The sequence below is a fragment of the Kangiella spongicola genome (assembly GCF_003194565.2).
Taxonomy (GTDB): domain Bacteria; phylum Pseudomonadota; class Gammaproteobacteria; order Enterobacterales; family Kangiellaceae; genus Kangiella; species Kangiella spongicola.
In genome coordinates this window covers 351,766-367,614 of record NZ_QICH01000001.1, presented here as the reverse complement: position 1 = coordinate 367,614, position 15,849 = coordinate 351,766, and the positions used below count along the sequence as shown (strand labels likewise).

General features: G+C 45.1%; 11 protein-coding genes. 7 read left to right on the top strand and 4 right to left on the bottom strand.

The annotated features are described in order from the left end of the window. Nucleotides 1-81 precede the first annotated feature (81 nt). On the top strand, nt 82-1,746 hold the full coding sequence (locus DL796_RS01520) for a peptidylprolyl isomerase (RefSeq protein WP_170114198.1): 1,665 nt from the start codon (nt 82-84) through the stop codon (nt 1,744-1,746). A gap of 289 nt (nt 1,747-2,035) precedes the next feature. Here the strand turns inward: DL796_RS01520 and DL796_RS01515 are convergent, their stop codons facing one another. Beyond that, complete coding sequence (locus DL796_RS01515; protein ID WP_110199300.1) at nt 2,036-2,515, bottom strand: GNAT family N-acetyltransferase; 480 nt, start codon at nt 2,513-2,515, stop codon at nt 2,036-2,038. A 74-nt stretch (nt 2,516-2,589) separates the two neighbouring features. Between DL796_RS01515 and DL796_RS01510 the strand changes: the two genes are divergently transcribed. Then, on the top strand, nt 2,590-3,405 hold the full coding sequence (locus DL796_RS01510) for a TerC family protein (protein ID WP_110199298.1): 816 nt from the start codon (nt 2,590-2,592) through the stop codon (nt 3,403-3,405). A gap of 59 nt (nt 3,406-3,464) precedes the next feature. Here DL796_RS01510 and uvrA read toward each other — a convergent pair whose 3' ends face one another. Continuing rightward, complete coding sequence (gene uvrA, locus DL796_RS01505) at nt 3,465-6,290, bottom strand: excinuclease ABC subunit UvrA (protein WP_110199296.1); 2,826 nt, start codon at nt 6,288-6,290, stop codon at nt 3,465-3,467. A gap of 276 nt (nt 6,291-6,566) precedes the next feature. Here uvrA and DL796_RS01500 point away from each other — a divergent pair, with 276 nt between their 5' ends. From DL796_RS01500 to DL796_RS01490, 3 genes are all read left to right on the top strand, one after another. Further along, nucleotides 6,567-7,940 carry an MFS transporter gene (locus DL796_RS01500; protein WP_110199294.1) on the top strand — a complete coding sequence of 458 codons (1,374 nt, stop codon included), beginning with the start codon at nt 6,567-6,569 and terminating at the stop codon, nt 7,938-7,940. Between the two features lie 65 nt (nt 7,941-8,005). Continuing rightward, on the top strand, nt 8,006-8,479 hold the full coding sequence (ssb, locus tag DL796_RS01495; RefSeq protein WP_110199292.1) for a single-stranded DNA-binding protein: 474 nt from the start codon (nt 8,006-8,008) through the stop codon (nt 8,477-8,479). Between the two features lie 66 nt (nt 8,480-8,545). Next, a complete protein-coding gene (locus DL796_RS01490) occupies nt 8,546-9,253 on the top strand; it encodes a Bax inhibitor-1/YccA family protein (RefSeq protein WP_110199290.1) in 708 nt (235 codons plus the stop codon). 103 nt (nt 9,254-9,356) lie between these two features. Here the strand turns inward: DL796_RS01490 and DL796_RS01485 are convergent, their stop codons facing one another. Continuing rightward, on the bottom strand, nt 9,357-10,442 hold the full coding sequence (locus DL796_RS01485; protein ID WP_110199288.1) for a mechanosensitive ion channel family protein: 1,086 nt from the start codon (nt 10,440-10,442) through the stop codon (nt 9,357-9,359). A gap of 162 nt (nt 10,443-10,604) precedes the next feature. Then, nucleotides 10,605-11,732 (bottom strand): OprO/OprP family phosphate-selective porin, encoded by a 1,128-nt coding sequence (locus DL796_RS01480; protein ID WP_110199286.1) that lies wholly within the window; start codon nt 11,730-11,732, stop codon nt 10,605-10,607. Between the two features lie 239 nt (nt 11,733-11,971). On the opposite strand from DL796_RS01480, the gene DL796_RS01475 reads away from it, so the two are divergent. Next, nucleotides 11,972-14,215, top strand: coding sequence for an ABC transporter permease subunit (locus DL796_RS01475; protein WP_110199284.1), 2,244 nt, complete (start codon nt 11,972-11,974; stop codon nt 14,213-14,215). A gap of 12 nt (nt 14,216-14,227) precedes the next feature. After that, nucleotides 14,228-15,835 carry a phosphate ABC transporter permease PstA gene (gene pstA, locus DL796_RS01470; protein WP_110199282.1) on the top strand — a complete coding sequence of 536 codons (1,608 nt, stop codon included), beginning with the start codon at nt 14,228-14,230 and terminating at the stop codon, nt 15,833-15,835. Nucleotides 15,836-15,849: the final 14 nt, after the last annotated feature.

Sequence of the window (15,849 nt, the reverse complement as noted above, 5' to 3'; positions counted from 1 at the left end):
ATCAATGTTGCGGGCATTTTACATGGCCTGAACAGCTTAAGCTATACCCATTACTCAGTTGAAGGACTTTAAGGAGACGTGATGAAGCATTGGTATTTATGGGGGTTGACGGGGATTTTAGCGGTCTTTAGTGCTATAGCATCAGTAGAATCTAGAGCTTGTGTGCACCCCAATGATATTTATTACTGGGCCGACAAGCGCGACGCACAGCATTATAAATTTGAGGAAGCTTTAAACTGTGCTGATTTACCCCTAGAAACCCTTGAAACGACCTTAATTTCCTTGGGGCGAATTGGTGGCGAAAGTGCCGTGGAACAGGTGCTTCCGTATCTACAACATGAAAATGCCACCATCCGCAAAGCAGCTGCTTTTGCGCTAGGTATCGCCAAAGTACCCGCCGTAGGAGAGTCGTTAGCCTTTGCCCTAGAGTCTGAAAGTGACACAGAAGTACAGTATCGCATGGCATTAGCGCTAGGCAATATAGGTTATAAAGACGCGCAAAGCGTTTTGACGCAAATCATCAACCAAGGCCTTTCGGATAAGAACCAGTCAAAACAAAAAGTCCGAGGAGCCCTTCATGGCTTAATAATTTTAGCGACTTTTCATAACAACAAAGTTGAGGGCTTTGACAAGGTTGATACAAAGCAATTACTGACTTACCTCAAGCATCAGGAGACTCAGCTAGAAGCCAGCTATTTACTTGCTCGAGTACCACTTCTCGATAGCGACAATATGACCCCGTTTCTTGAACTATTGCCTGAGCTCGCGCCACCCGCGAAAGCTAACCTCATTCGAGCTTTAGCAAAAACAAAACAACGCCAAGTCTTACCGACGCTACTAAAACATCTCGACAGTGAACATATCGGCGTTCGTGTAAATTCGATTCGAAGCTTAGCGAATTATCAGGAAAACCCAGTGTCGATAGCCGGAATTTTACAGGCGCTGACTTTTGACGACAGCATAAGCCAAGTAACGGCTTTACAAACGGTGCAGGCAGTATGGCTAAAAAGTCCCGAACTTCTCAGCAGCGTGAAAGCAAAACTCAAGCATGACAACAGCTGGGTACAGTCGGAAGCTTTGCTAGCTTTAATTCGAGCCGATAAGGGCGATAAAAAAACTGCACAACAGTGGCTAGAAAGTGACGACTCCAATCATCAGCGCGCCGCAATTGCCTACTATGTGAAGCAGAATGATAAAGATAATCTCAAGACTCTGGCTGAAAGCAAACGCAAGATTATCGCAAACGGCGCCGAACAAGCTCTAACGCCCGAGCAAGAAACTGCCAAAGAAGCGAGTAAGACCGAAGACGCCCTTCCAAAGCTTCCGGCTATTGTTAAGTTAGAAACTACTAAAGGCGTTATCACAATAAAGCTTTTCGCTGACACGCCTTATACCTCTGCAAATTTTATAGAGCTTGTCGAGAGCGGGTTTTATAACAACACCTATTTCCACCGCGTTATCCCTAACTTTGTCGCGCAGGGCGGCAGCAAAGTTGGCGATGGTAGCGGCAATGTAGACTACAGTATTCGTGAAGAACTTTTTTATCGCTCACACTTACCTGGCACAGTCGGCATGGCGACCATAGGCAAAGATACAGGTGGTGCTCAATTCTTTATCAATACAGCCCCCAATATCCACCTCGACAGCAACTACACCATCTTTGGTGAGGTCATCGATGGTATGGGGGTAGCTATAAAACTTGAACAGAACGACAAAGTTATTTCAGCAGAAATACTACGAAAGTGAAATTTAATTAAAAAGACTCTGGAGCCCGCGGTAAGTGACTTGAGGGAATGCCCTTGGCACCGCGGGATGACAAGTATACTTGATGGATGTATGCGTGCTCTGTTTCATAGCAGATAGTAACAGCGAGCATAAAATTCTCCTTATATTGAGCCGAGCTGAACCCAAAATATAGTAACCAAAATCGTGGATGATTTTGGTAAGAGTTTTTAGCACAAAGAGGGTCGAAAACAACACTCAAAGAAATACAACAGATGTTAAATTTATACTAATTGACACAATAATAGTTAACCTACAAAAACATCTCCATCACAATATCACACCGACTATAATCAACCCGAGACTCATGGTTAACGAACTCTTTAAAGCCGAGCTTCTGATAAAGTTTCATGGCGGGGGTGAGCTTGCGGTTAGACTCTAGGAATAGTCGTTTACAGCCTCTTTGTTTGGCTTCTTCGATAATAGCTTCTGCTAATGCCTGGCCAATCCCGGTGCCTTGGTATCCTTCTATCACGCCCATCTTTGACAGTTCATATTCATCATCAGCCCATTTTTTGAGTGCGCAAGCGGCGACCATTTGCTGAGTTTCGTCGTCATAAACAAATAGGATATGCCCGCCAGTATCTATTAAGTACTTCTTCGGATCGTTCAAAACTCTGAGGTCTTCGGCTTCTACTTCGAAGTACTTCTCTATCCAAGCTTGATTGATATTTTTGAAATCATCGGCAAGTTTTGGCCTAAAAGGGATGATGGAAAAGCGCGATTGATTCATAATAATTCGTTCTCGAAATGTCAAAAGTCTGTGCTAAGATGCACCAGATTAATCATAAATAAAGAGAAGGAATAATGGAACTATTTACTATTGAAAACCTGTTAACCCTAGGTATGTTAATTGTACTGCAAGCGGTACTGGGCTTCGACAATCTACTTTATATCTCCCTCGAATCAAAGCGTGCACCGCTCGAACAGCAGAAGAAAGTACGCTGGTTTGGTATTGGTTTAGCGGTAGTACTGCGGATTGTACTGCTATTTGTGCTGGTTCAGTTAATTGAGTATGTACAAGATACCTTGTTCACCATCCAGTGGGAAGGCGTCATAACTGGTACCTTCAACCTTGAAAGTGTGATTGTGTTATTCGGTGGCTTTTTCATCATGTATACCGCGGTGAAGGAAATTTGGCACATGATGGCGCTTGAAGTTGGTGATGGCAAAGATAGAAAGCCACAGTCAGCGACCAAGGTTATCGCACTTATCGTGATGATGAACCTTGTGTTCTCCTTTGACTCGATTTTGAGTGCTATGGCGCTGACGGATAACTTTTGGATTATGGCCATCGCGATTATCTTAAGTGGTATCGCCATGATCTGGTTAGCCGATACAGTATCTGAATTCCTTCAAAAGAATCGGATGTTTGAGGTGCTAGGCTTATTCATCTTATTAGTCGTAGGTATCATGCTACTGGCTGATGGTGGTCAAAAGTCCGAGCTACACTTCTTCGGCTATCCAATCGAGTCAATGAACAAAGCGACTTTCTATTTCGTCATTGCGGTAATGGTCTTAAGCGATATTGTGCAGTCAAAGTACCAAAAGAATCTCATGAGACGAAAAGAAGCTGCGGCAAAAGCCAAAGCGGATCAAAAAGCTCAAGAACAGATTATTTAGTTATATTGAGTCATATAAAAAGCCCGCTTATTTGCGGGCTTTTTAGTGCAAGGGATTTATTAAAGCATCGGCTTTAGGTATTTACCGGTATAGCTACCTTTTTCTTTAGCGACGTCTTCAGGTGTTCCTGTAGCGATAATGTGGCCACCTTTGCTACCACCTTCGGGGCCTAGGTCTACAATCCAGTCGGCTGTTTTGATGACATCGAGGTTGTGTTCAATTACGACAACCGTATTACCGTGATCACGCAGGCGATGGAGAACTTTTAACAGCTGGTTAACATCGTGGAAGTGTAAGCCGGTGGTTGGTTCATCCAGAATGTAAAGCGTCTTACCTGTATCGCGCTTAGACAGTTCGCGTGAAAGTTTGACACGTTGGGCTTCACCGCCGGATAGAGTAGTCGCTGCTTGGCCAAGCTTGATGTAAGACAAACCAACATCCATTAGCGTTTGTAACTTGCGGGCTACTGCTGGAATAGCGTCGAAGAACTCACGCGCGTCTTCAACCGTCAGCTCCAACACTTCGTGGATGTTTTTGCCTTTGTATAAAACTTCAAGCGTTTCGCGGTTATAGCGCTTACCTTTACACACGTCACAAGCCACATACACATCAGGCAGGAAGTGCATTTCGACTTTAATTACGCCATCACCTTGGCAAGCTTCACAGCGACCGCCTTTAACGTTAAAGCTAAAGCGACCAGGCTTATAGCCTCGGGAGCGAGATTCTTGTGTGCCTGAGAAAAGTTCACGAATAGGCGTGAAGATTCCCGTATAAGTGGCTGGGTTAGAGCGTGGCGTGCGACCGATTGGGCTTTGATCAATGTCCACCACTTTATCGATATGGTCTAAGCCATCAATAGATTCATAGGCTTTCGGCTGCAAGCTCGATTTGTTGATTTTACGAGCGACGATAGGATAGAGCGTATCGTTAATTAAAGTCGATTTGCCCGAGCCAGAAACGCCCGTGATGCAGGTCAAAAGCCCTACTGGTAGGTCGAGACTGACTTTGTTTAAGTTATTTCCCGTCGCGCCTTTGAGCGAGATAAATTTCTTTTTATCAGCTTGAGTGCGTTCTTCCGGCACTTCGATTTTGAGTTCGCCAGTCAAGTATTTGGCGGTTAAAGATTCTTTTTTCTTGAGGATATCTTTCAGTTCGCCAGCAGCGACTACTTCACCGCCATGAACACCGGCGCCTGGGCCAATATCAACCACATAGTCGGCAGCACGAATCGCGTCTTCATCGTGTTCGACCACGATAACGGTGTTACCTAAGTCGCGTAGGTGAACCAATGTTTTAAGCAGTCGGTCGTTGTCGCGCTGATGTAAACCAATCGACGGCTCGTCGAGAATGTACATAACACCGACCAGTCCTGCGCCGATCTGACTGGCAAGACGAATTCGCTGTGCTTCACCGCCTGAAAGGGTGTCTGCGCTCCGTTCGAGCGTCAGGTAGTCAAGGCCAACATTGACCAAGAAGCCTAAGCGGTCGCAGATTTCTTTTAAAACTTTCGCGGCAATTTCACCACGCTGACCAGGCAAATCTAGGGTGTTAAAGTAGTTGTGACTGTCCTCAATCGACCAGCGTGTAATTTCAGGTAAAGAAGTCCCCTCGATAAAAACATTACGTGAGTTTTCATTCAAACGAGTCGCATTACAGCTCGAACAACTCTGCGTAGTCATATATTTTTGCAGTTCTTCGCGTACCGCGCTCGACTCTGTTTCATGATAGCGGCGCTGCATGTTTGGAATAATACCTTCGAAACGGTGTTTACGGTGGTAACTGTCACCACGGTCGTTGCTGTATTCGAAGTTGATTTGTGTGGTGCCACTGCCGTGCAAGATAACATTTTGAGTTTTCTTGCCAAGACTGCTCCATGGCGCCTCGATATCAAAGTTATAATGCTTGGCTAGCGATTGTAACATGTGGAAATAATAAACATTTCGGCGATCCCAGCCACGAATAGCGCCACCGGCTAATGATATATCTTCATTAGTAATAATTTTCTCAGGATCGAAAAACTGATCGACACCAAGGCCATCACAAGTAGGACAGGCACCTGCTGGGTTATTAAAGGAGAAGATTCTCGGCTCTAGTTCCTGAATCGAGTGACCACAAGTTGGGCAAGCGTATTTCGCTGAAAAGACCATATCTTCTGACGGATCACTTTTATTATCCATCGTCGCTACGCGAGCGATGCCATCGGCTAGATCCAGCGCTGTCTCGAATGACTCCGCGAGGCGTTGCTGTTGATCAGGTTTTACTTTAAAGCGATCCACAACCACTTCGATAGTGTGCTTTTTACGCAACTCAAGTGTCGGTGGGCTTGATAGTTCATGAACTTCGCCATTGATACGGGCACGAACAAATCCTTTGGCTTGAAGCTCTTGCATCAGCTGAATATGCTCGCCCTTACGGTTTTGCACCACTGGCGCCAACAGCATTAGCTTTTCACCTTCTTCGCGCTCTAATACCAAGTCCACCATCTGGCTAATGGTCTGAGCCTGGAGCGGTAACTGATGTTCAGGACAGTGGGGCGTACCGACACGAGCAAACAGAAGTCGCAGGTAATCATAAATCTCAGTAATAGTACCTACCGTCGAGCGCGGGTTGTGTGATGTCGATTTTTGCTCAATCGAGATCGCCGGCGACAAGCCCTCGATGTGCTCTACATCAGGCTTTTCCATCAATGATAAAAACTGGCGCGCGTAAGCCGACAGTGACTCCACATAACGTCGCTGACCCTCGGCATATAAGGTGTCAAAGGCAAGTGAGGACTTACCTGAGCCCGACAGGCCAGTAATCACGATCAGCTTATCACGTGGTAGGGTTATATCTATGTTTTTGAGGTTATGGGTTTTTGCACCGCGGACGTCTATGGTATCCATCAAGCTCCTACTGCTCTAAATTTAGTTATGGTTGCACTTATGGCGCTACTAAATAGTCAAGTCATCAGTAGCTACGTAACTGCGAGTAACACAATGAGGCACACATTGTGCCTGAACCTATGTGAATTAAAAGCCAACGCGGACTAATATTCATGGGGTCATTAAGAAAATAAATTTGGTCTTTACGCCATAAAATGCGAGAATCACAAACCGTTAACTATAGCGTGAAACAAGGCCTTGCGAAAAGCCTTTTAGAGATTATTAATTGAATCAACTATGAAGTCTTCAGCCTTAACTCCCGTCGAACGTCGTTCTGCGATTTCACTAGCCAGTATATTTGCCTTACGAATGTTAGGGTTATTTATGCTATTGCCTGTCATTCGTATTTTAGGCGAAGACTTAGAGGGCGCGACGCTACCATTATTAGGCCTGGCGCTAGGTATTTACGGCCTATCGCAAGCCATCCTTCAGCTCCCCTTGGGGCTACTTTCCGATAAGATCGGGCGTAAGCCAGTTATCTATGGTGGTTTGTTAGTTTTTATAGCCGGTAGTTTAGTTGCGGGCTTCTCAGAAACAATTTGGGGGCTCATTGCTGGCCGAGCGTTGCAAGGCGCCGGCGCAATTGCAAGCGCTGTTATGGCTTTGGCGGCCGATTTAAGTCGCCCAGAGCAACGTTCTAAAATGATGGCCATGATCGGGGGGAGTATTGGTTTAGCCTTTGCTATCTCGCTGATTTTAGGGCCTTTATTAAGCGAATGGTTATCCCTACAAGGACTGTTCTTTGTTATCGCAGCATTAGCCTTTATGGCTTTAATCGTAGCGATGACGCTAGTACCACGCGGCGGACAAACCAGCAAAATCAGCCTAAACTTGAGTTTTGCCGAGCGCTGGAAGCATGTTACCGCCAAGGGTCGAATTTTTGTGTTGGCCATCGCAGTATTTGTCATCCACTGGTCTCTAGTCGCTGTTTTCATGATAGTTCCGGAAAAGCTGGAGCAAAGTGGCTTTGCCCTAGCGCAGCACTCATGGATTTACCTCACAGTATTAGTGCTTTCTATCGTACTGATGGTGCCTATGATGCTTGGCGCAGAGCGTAAGAAAAAACACCGAGAGGTGATGCAATTAGCTTTTGTGGTGATTGCGCTGGCTTTAGTCAGCCTATTTAGTGGCTTTACGCATATCGTATTTTGGTTGGTGGTGTTAACGCTGTTTTTCGCAGGTTTTAACTTGCTGGAAGCGAAGCTACCATCGACCGTGTCCAACCTCTTTGGCTCGCAGTACCGCGGCACAGCGCTTGGTATTTTTAGTACCAGTCAATTTCTAGGTGCTTTCCTAGGCGGTAGTATGACGGGCTACTTGTTACCGAAGTTGGGTGTCGAGGGTATATTAGTCCTAAATATCGCGCTGGCGGTAGCGGCGGGGTTGGCGCTAGCCTTCTTAGGTAAACTTCCAGAAATTGAAAAAATTGCTATAAAACTGGATTCGAGTGATGATGACTCGATAAAAAGTACCCAGATTTCGGCATTAAAAATGCCTGGAGTGCTCGAAGCGTTTGCGAACGATGGTGAAGGCAAGGTATATTTACAAGTCGATAAATCAAAAGTCCAACAAAAGGAATTGTTGAAATTAGGGACTGTAGAGCGCACATAAACGTTAAACAACCCACAGGCCAATTGTTGGTTAAATTAAAGAATTTATAGAAATAGGAGTATTACATGGCCAGTCGTGGCATTAATAAAGTAATTTTAGTCGGTAACTTAGGTAAAGATCCTGAAATTCGTTATACCGCAGACGGACGCGCTATTGCCAATATTACAGTAGCGACCTCAGAAACATGGAAAGACAAAAGCTCAGGTCAGCAGCAAGAACGTACTGAATGGCACCGTGTTGTGATCTTCGGCAAATTAGCTGAAATCGCTGGTGAATATCTGCGCAAAGGTTCGCAGGTTTACTTCGAAGGTAAATTGCAAACGCGTAAATGGCAAGATCAGTCAGGCCAAGACAAATACACCACAGAAGTGGTTGTCGATATTAATGGTCAAATGCAAATGCTTGGCGGCCGTAGTGGCGGCGGCGGTGGTGATACATCGTTTGGCAGCAATAACCAACAGCGTCCACAGCAACAAAATCAACAACCACAGCCAGCTCCGGCGATGGATGATGATTTTGATGATGATATTCCGTTCTAGCCATTGCTTTAACACGAGCATAACGAATAAATAACAATTAGATAAGCTTTATCAAAGGAGAACTTAATGAGCTATCAAGATATTCAACAAGAGTCAGCGGTTAGTCGTCCGGGCTTGGGCGATCGCGCACAGTTTATTACAAGAACCTACAACCACTTGTTAGGTGCTATTTTCTTGTTTGTAATTGTAAGCGTTGCTTTATTCCAATCAGGTACTTCTTACAAAATCGCTTCATTCTTTGCTTCGATGGGCATGGGCGGCAACTTATTGATGATGGCGTTATTCGTCGGTATCGGTTGGTTTGCGAGCCGTTTTGCACATACTGCAGAGTCGAAAGCGGTGCAGTACTTGAACTTGGTGATCTTTACTGGCTTGTATGCCGTGTTTTTCTCGCCAATTCTATTTATTGCCGCTACAAAAGCGCCAGGCATGATTCAAAGCGCAGCGACTATCACTTTAGTCGGCGCAGGTATCTTAACGGCGATTGCTTTCATCACGCGTAAAGACTTCTCTTTCTTGCGTGGTGTTGTTATGTGGGGCTTCGGTTTAGGTCTTCTAGCCATTATGGGCGGAATGATTTTTGGTTTTAATTTAGGAACTTGGTTCAGCGTTGCCATGATTGGTATTTCTGGCGCTGCAATCCTTTATGACACTTCAAACATTATCCACCACTACCCACAAGATAAATATGTTGGCGCAGCCATCTCTTTATTCTCAAGTATCGCGATGATGTTCTTATATATCCTACGTCTATTCATGGCGGGTGATGACTAAACAATATTAGTTTGCGCACAAAAAAGCGGCTTTATAGCCGCTTTTTTATTGCGTCAAGATTATCAGGAACACGAAGGGACTGTTAATCTTCAGACTTATCTTTTCAGCTTTCTTTGCCTTCACGGCTAATCTCTTCTGACTTAGCGCTTAGGATCTCGGTCAACTTTTCTTCACGGGCTTTGAGCTTTTCATAACTGGCTTTTAGGTCTTGCTCAACCTCTTCGTTTTCAGCGTGCTTAATCGCTTCCTTGGTTTTATCCATTCGCTCACGAAGCTCTTCTTGTTGCAGTTTCATTTCATCGAGCTTTCCGGCTTTATCGGCTTTATCGAATATGACATCCTCAGGGCTTTCTGATTTGTTACTTTTTGTTTTGTTAGCGTGAGAGTGGTTGCGCTCTTTAGGGATAAAAGTGTGCTCGTTAACTTGGCGCTGATTCATAAAGGTCGGCGATACGATTTCGATTCCAGCCTGATGCAACTCATCAAGTACGCACCGATTTAGCTGAGAGCGAGCCGAAAGGGTAGTCTTTAAGTCCTTGGCAAGGCCATGAACTTTATAGACAATAGAATAATCCCCAAGGCTATCAATATAAACAAAAGGCTTATCAAGTTCGGCTTTTTCCGCGGCTTTAATCAGCAAGGGCTCGATAACCGTATGATCAACGTCATAACCCAGCGATAGCTGAGTGGAAATAATGGTGCCGTCGCTGTGCATCACGGTGACAGGGTTGGTCGCTAAGAAAAGATTTGGCAGGGTGATCAAGTCTCGATCAATACTTTGTAATTCAGTGTGTAATAGACCTCGGCCAGACACTCGACCAAACATACCTTTGACTTCAACAAAGTCTCCAAGTCGGAAGTTGCGCACCGATCGTAGCCAAATCCCCGCCATGATATTCCCCAGAAATGTAGCAGAGCTAAGGGCAATCGAGGCCGAAAGGACGATACCAATTAAAGCGATGATTTGGTTTTTGAGGCTATCTTTTATCGGTAAGACGATGACGAAGATAATGATCAGAAGTAGGATGAAAACAATGTTGGTTAATTGTTTTTGTAATACGACGTTGGTGTTTTTGTTTTTACTGAGGTCAAAGAACTTCTGCAGGACTTTGTACGAAAAGAAACCAAGTACAAGGACTAGGCTGGGTAGAAGCACTCCTGTCCAGTTAATATCGAACGATTCAAGCATAGGCTATCCCTATTTGAGAGTTCTGAAAGAAATTATTAGTTTTATGATAGATGTTTGCTCGAATCTTGCAAGTATCGAAGAATACTAAGTTTGGGGGCATTTCTTAGGTGCAAAAAAAGGGTGCTCAAAGGCACCCTCATACACACACAAAGTATAGACTTCTTAGAAGACGTATTGGACACGAAGTGCAATAGCGTTACCGTCTTTGTTGACTCCGCCTTCGTTCATGTCACCGTTAACATAGTTAACACCGATACGAACTGCTTTGTTGGCATAGTAGTTTAAGCCTAAAGTGTAGGTATCCGCTTCGTCAGAACCTGGAGCATAGTGACTCAGACGTCCGAAAACTTCCCAAGCGCCTGCAGAGCCTTTTGGTGTAACACGCTTGAACTTACCCTTGCTGTATGGGCGTGATTCGCCAGTCAATACGTAGCCAAACTGCGCATAGTAACCGTCGATGTCAGTGTCAGGATTAACGCCACCGTCAACTTCACCATCGAAGTACTCGGCCTGCATGTGGAACGGCCCTGAAGCGTAAGCTAACTCTAGGTTATAAGCAGTGATACTTTCGCCGACGATAGTGCCTGAGCCTACTTTTTCATCAGCTGTGTGTACTTCTAGACGTTGATCTGCATCGCTAAAAGTGTTTCCTGCTAAACGGCTCTGGCGGAAGCCAGCACCTAGATGTAGCACCTCATCTTTAGAAACAATTGGTGCAAAAGTCATGCGACCAGTAATACCAGTAGCAATGTTGCCACCTTCATCGCCATGATCAAAGACACCAAACTGCCATGTGAAATCGTTGCTAGCTGAACCAAGAGATGCGCCGTAGTTTTTGCCTGGAGCAAGCGCGTTAATGATCATAGTGCGCTCGATTGCAGTAATATCTTTAGACGATGTTTGGTCTTCTAGGCCAAAAGGCTCTTTGTGCTTACCTAGCGTTAGCGCTAAGTCATCCCAGCCATTGTAGCGAATATAGGCATCGTCCAGCTTGGTGTCGCCGTTATCTTTGAAGTCAGCCTTTAATTTGGCTTCCCAATCACCATGCTCACCGCTAATAAATAAACGTGCACGACGAATTTCTGAGTCAGAACCCGAATCATTGCTTCCCGTAAAGGCTTCATCATCAAACCAGTCCATATCATACTGAAGGCGGCCACCGACTTTAATGGTCACATCATCAGAGTTGATTTTAATCCCGCCACCAGCTTTTGCTTGTGCTTCTGTTTCTGCGTAAGCCGGAGTAGACATTATTGCGGCAACTGCCACTGTTATTAGTTTTAATCTCATTGTTCTCTCCAAATGTTTTAAAAGACGGTGTGAATGTTACGGTTTTTTTATGACAGTTAGATGACAGAAACGCTAAGGCTTTGTTAAATGCCGAATATCGCAGAAACTTTTATCCGAAATTAGCCTCTCTAATGATTTGTGCCACCATTGCCACTTCTGGTCCCTAATATTACAGAGGTTTCACAATACTGTCATATTTCCTACCTATAATTTTTGCATGATTTTAGTATTGGTTTGCCATGAGTACCTCAATAAAAGAGACCACACGCAAGTTGCTAGATAAGCAAACGCAAAGTGGAAAACACAAAAGACGCAAGATTAGTGACCGGCTAGCACGTTATGGCATTGCCATAGGCGGCATGTCAGTAATTATGGCGGTTGGATTGATTTGTTTTTACCTATTATGGGTTGTGCTTCCTATTTTTAAGTCTGCAACGGTTGATTTAGAGCAGGAATACACTTGGTCACAGCAGAACATCATGCACCTTGACGTAGAGGAGTATGGTGAGATTGCTTTTGCTTTAGATGCTAAAGGGCAGATGCAATTTACCGATGTTGCGACACATGATGTTATCGCCGAGTCGCAGCTTCCACAGCAGCAAAGTATTACAGCTTTCGCTCAGCTTGACCTAAAAGGCATGATGGCGGTGGCTTATAAGGACGGTAGCGTGCAGCTGATGAAACAGGATTACGCCATTAGTTATCCTGATAATAAGCGACAATTAACGCCAAGCGTTATCTACCCCTTTGGTGAAGGTGCAGTAGACTTTTCCGATTCAGAGCTTACTCTCCTTAACGGTAAGTTTTGGCAAGACGGCCTAATCTTGACGGGTTTGACTAAGGATAATCAAGTCATCATCAAGCAGTTTGATGTGGAGCAATCCTTCCTTAGTGAAGAGCTGGTATTAGAGGAGGCATACTCTGGCAGCCTAGACCTCGGCTTTGAAGCTAAGTACTTGTTGGCGACTCAGGGCCCAGACTGGTTATATGCTATTGGTCAACAGGGCGAGTTAAGTGCTTATCGATTCAGGAGTGGTGAGTGGGTATTGCAGCATACTAAGCAGCTTACCGAGTCAGGCGTTTCGGTGACTCAGGCTAACTTCCTGCTTGGTCAAGCTTCTTTGATGATTGGTCAATCTAACGGCGTTATTAGCCAATGGTTTCAAGTTAGAGATGATGAAGGCAGCAGTGAACTAACCAAAATTCGAGACTTTAAATTAGCCAGTAGCGCTATCACCCAGATAATTCCTGAAGCTCGCAGGAAAGGCTTTATCGCCACCGACAGTAAAGGTCAGTTAGGAATCTTTTATACGACTTCCGAGCGCTTGTTGAAGACCATTAATTTCGGTCAACCTATTGATTCTTTGGCGATTAACTCACGCAGTAATAAATTGTTGATTATTGGTGAAGATGGTCAGGCGAATACTTTTGCCGTGGAGAATGAGCACCCTGAAATATCGTGGTCTGCCTTATGGAATGAAGTGTTTTATGAGGGGTACAAAGAGCCCACTTATACCTGGCAGTCATCCGCTTCTACCAACGACTACGAGTCTAAGTTTTCACTGGTGCCGTTAAGCTTTGGTACTTTTAAAGCCGCTTTTTATGCCATGTTGTTTGCCGTGCCATTAGCGATTTTTGGCGCGATTTTTACTGCCTATTTTATGGCACCAAGAATGCGCAACATGGTCAAGCCGACCGTTGAGATTATGGAAGCTTTACCAACGGTGATTCTAGGCTTCTTGGCAGGCTTATGGTTAGCACCAATTATCGAGGAAACCCTTGCTGGCTTTTTGTTGACACTAATCTTACTGCCGCTATTCACGATTTTATTCGGCTTACTGTGGCACAAAGCACCAAATAAACTGCGTCATGTGGTTCCTGATGGTTGGCAGGCAGCACTGCTACTTCCCGTCATTATTGGTGGCACCATGTTTTCTTTTTGGCTCGGCGAGCCTGTAGAGGCTTGGCTATTCAATGGCGATATGCCTCGTTGGTTAGATCAGCAGGGCATCAGCTATGATCAGCGTAACTCCCTAGTGGTCGGTTTAGCCATGGGTTTTGCCGTGATTCCAACGATATTCTCTATCACTGAAGATGCGATTTTCAGCGTTCCGAAGCATTTAACCAACGGCTCGCTCGCGCTTGGCGCTAGCCAGTGGCAGACATTGACTAGGGTGGTGCTACCAACGGCCAGCCCCGGTATTTTTTCGGCGCTAATGATTGGCTTGGGACGTGCCGTGGGAGAAACCATGATCGTTTTAATGGCTACAGGAAACACGCCAATTATGGATATGAATATCTTCGAAGGAATGCGCACCTTGTCAGCCAACATCGCCGTAGAAATGCCTGAGTCAGAGCTCGGGAGCTCGCATTACCGAGTCTTATTCTTGGCGGCATTTGTATTGTTCTTGTTCACTTTCGCATTTAACACCATTGCTGAAGTGGTTCGCCAGCGACTGCGCAATAAATACGGTTCACTGTAGGAGGGAAGACGGATGAGTAAAAAATTCTTTAACAGTGGGCAACACTGGGTATGGCTTAACGCTGGTGCTATCAGTATCTCCATTATCATGGTGGTAGGGCTGCTAGGCTTAATTGCAGTAAGAGGTTTGTCACATTTTTGGCCGGCGGAAGTGAAAACATTCGTAGTGACTGAGGGTGATAGTGTCGCCTTAGTGATGGGGGAAATCCATAGTACTGAAGATGATGTTCAAGCTGGAGTAGAGCGCAAGCAATATCTTATAAAGATGGGTAACCGTGATGTTTACGGGCTCGATTTTAAATGGTTAGACGCAAAGAACATCGAAGCAACGTCGGTTGATGAAAATGTTATTGTCGTTGAGCGCCGCGAGTGGGGAAATTTATACGGATATCTTGATAATGTAGTGAAGGATGGCGTAGTGCACGAAGGCGATCCGCAAGCGTTAGAAGACATAGTGGAGCGCGCTAACGATTTGCATCAGCAGATCCGAGAGATTGAAAAAGAGGAAATTGGTAGCATCAACTACGAGCTTGAACAGTTACGTTTAGAGCAACGTCGATTGGAATTAGACAATGAACTTACCAATGAAGCTTTAGCGGAATTAGAGCAACAGCGAGCGACTTTAGAGCAGCAGTTTTTAGAGTACCAACAAGAACTGCAAGTACTGTACAAGGAAATCAAGCGTGACTCAGCTCAATTTAGCACCATCGGTGGTGAGAAGATTACTCTAACCGCAGGCAATATAGTTCGAGCCTTTCAGCCTAACCAAATGGGTTTCGGGGCAAAGTTAGGGCACTACTTTTCAAAAATAGGTGAGTTTATATTCGATGAACCTCGCGAAGCCAATACTGAGGGTGGTGTCTTTCCGGCTATTTTCGGAACCGTCTTGATGGTGTTGTTAATGTCTATCATCGTCACTCCGCTCGGTGTTATTGCAGCAGTTTATATGCGCGAGTACGCCAAGCAGGGGCCGGTGACGCGGACGATTCGAATCGCGGTGAATAATTTAGCGGGTGTACCATCAATCGTTTATGGCGTGTTTGGTTTGGGCTTCTTTGTTTACTTTTTAGGGGGCTCAATTGATGAGCTATTTTACCCAGAAGTAAGCCCAGCACCGATGTTTGGTACTCCAGGTTTGATTTGGGCATCGCTAACGTTAGCGCTACTGACGCTACCTGTGGTGATTGTTTCGACCGAAGAGGGCCTAGCACGAATCCCTAAATCGATTCGAGAAGGTAGCTTGGCATTAGGCGCTACTAAGTTCGAAACCTTGCGCAAAACCGTACTGCCGATGGCAAGCCCGGCGATGATGACCGGTCTGATTTTGGCGGTGGCGAGAGCCGCTGGCGAGGTGGCGCCATTGATGTTAGTTGGTGTCGTTAAGTTAGCACCAACATTACCGCTCGATGGTAATGCGCCTTTCTTACATTTAGAGCGAAAGTTCATGCACCTTGGCTTCCATATTTATGACGTTGGCTTTCAGAGCCCAAACGTTGAAGCTGCGCGTCCGTTGGTTTATGCCACAGCTTTGTTACTGGTATTAATCATCATCCTTTTAAATATTGCGGCTATTAAAATTCGTAATAATCTACGCGAAAAATATAAATCGCTAGAGCAATAAAGAACTCAATTGAG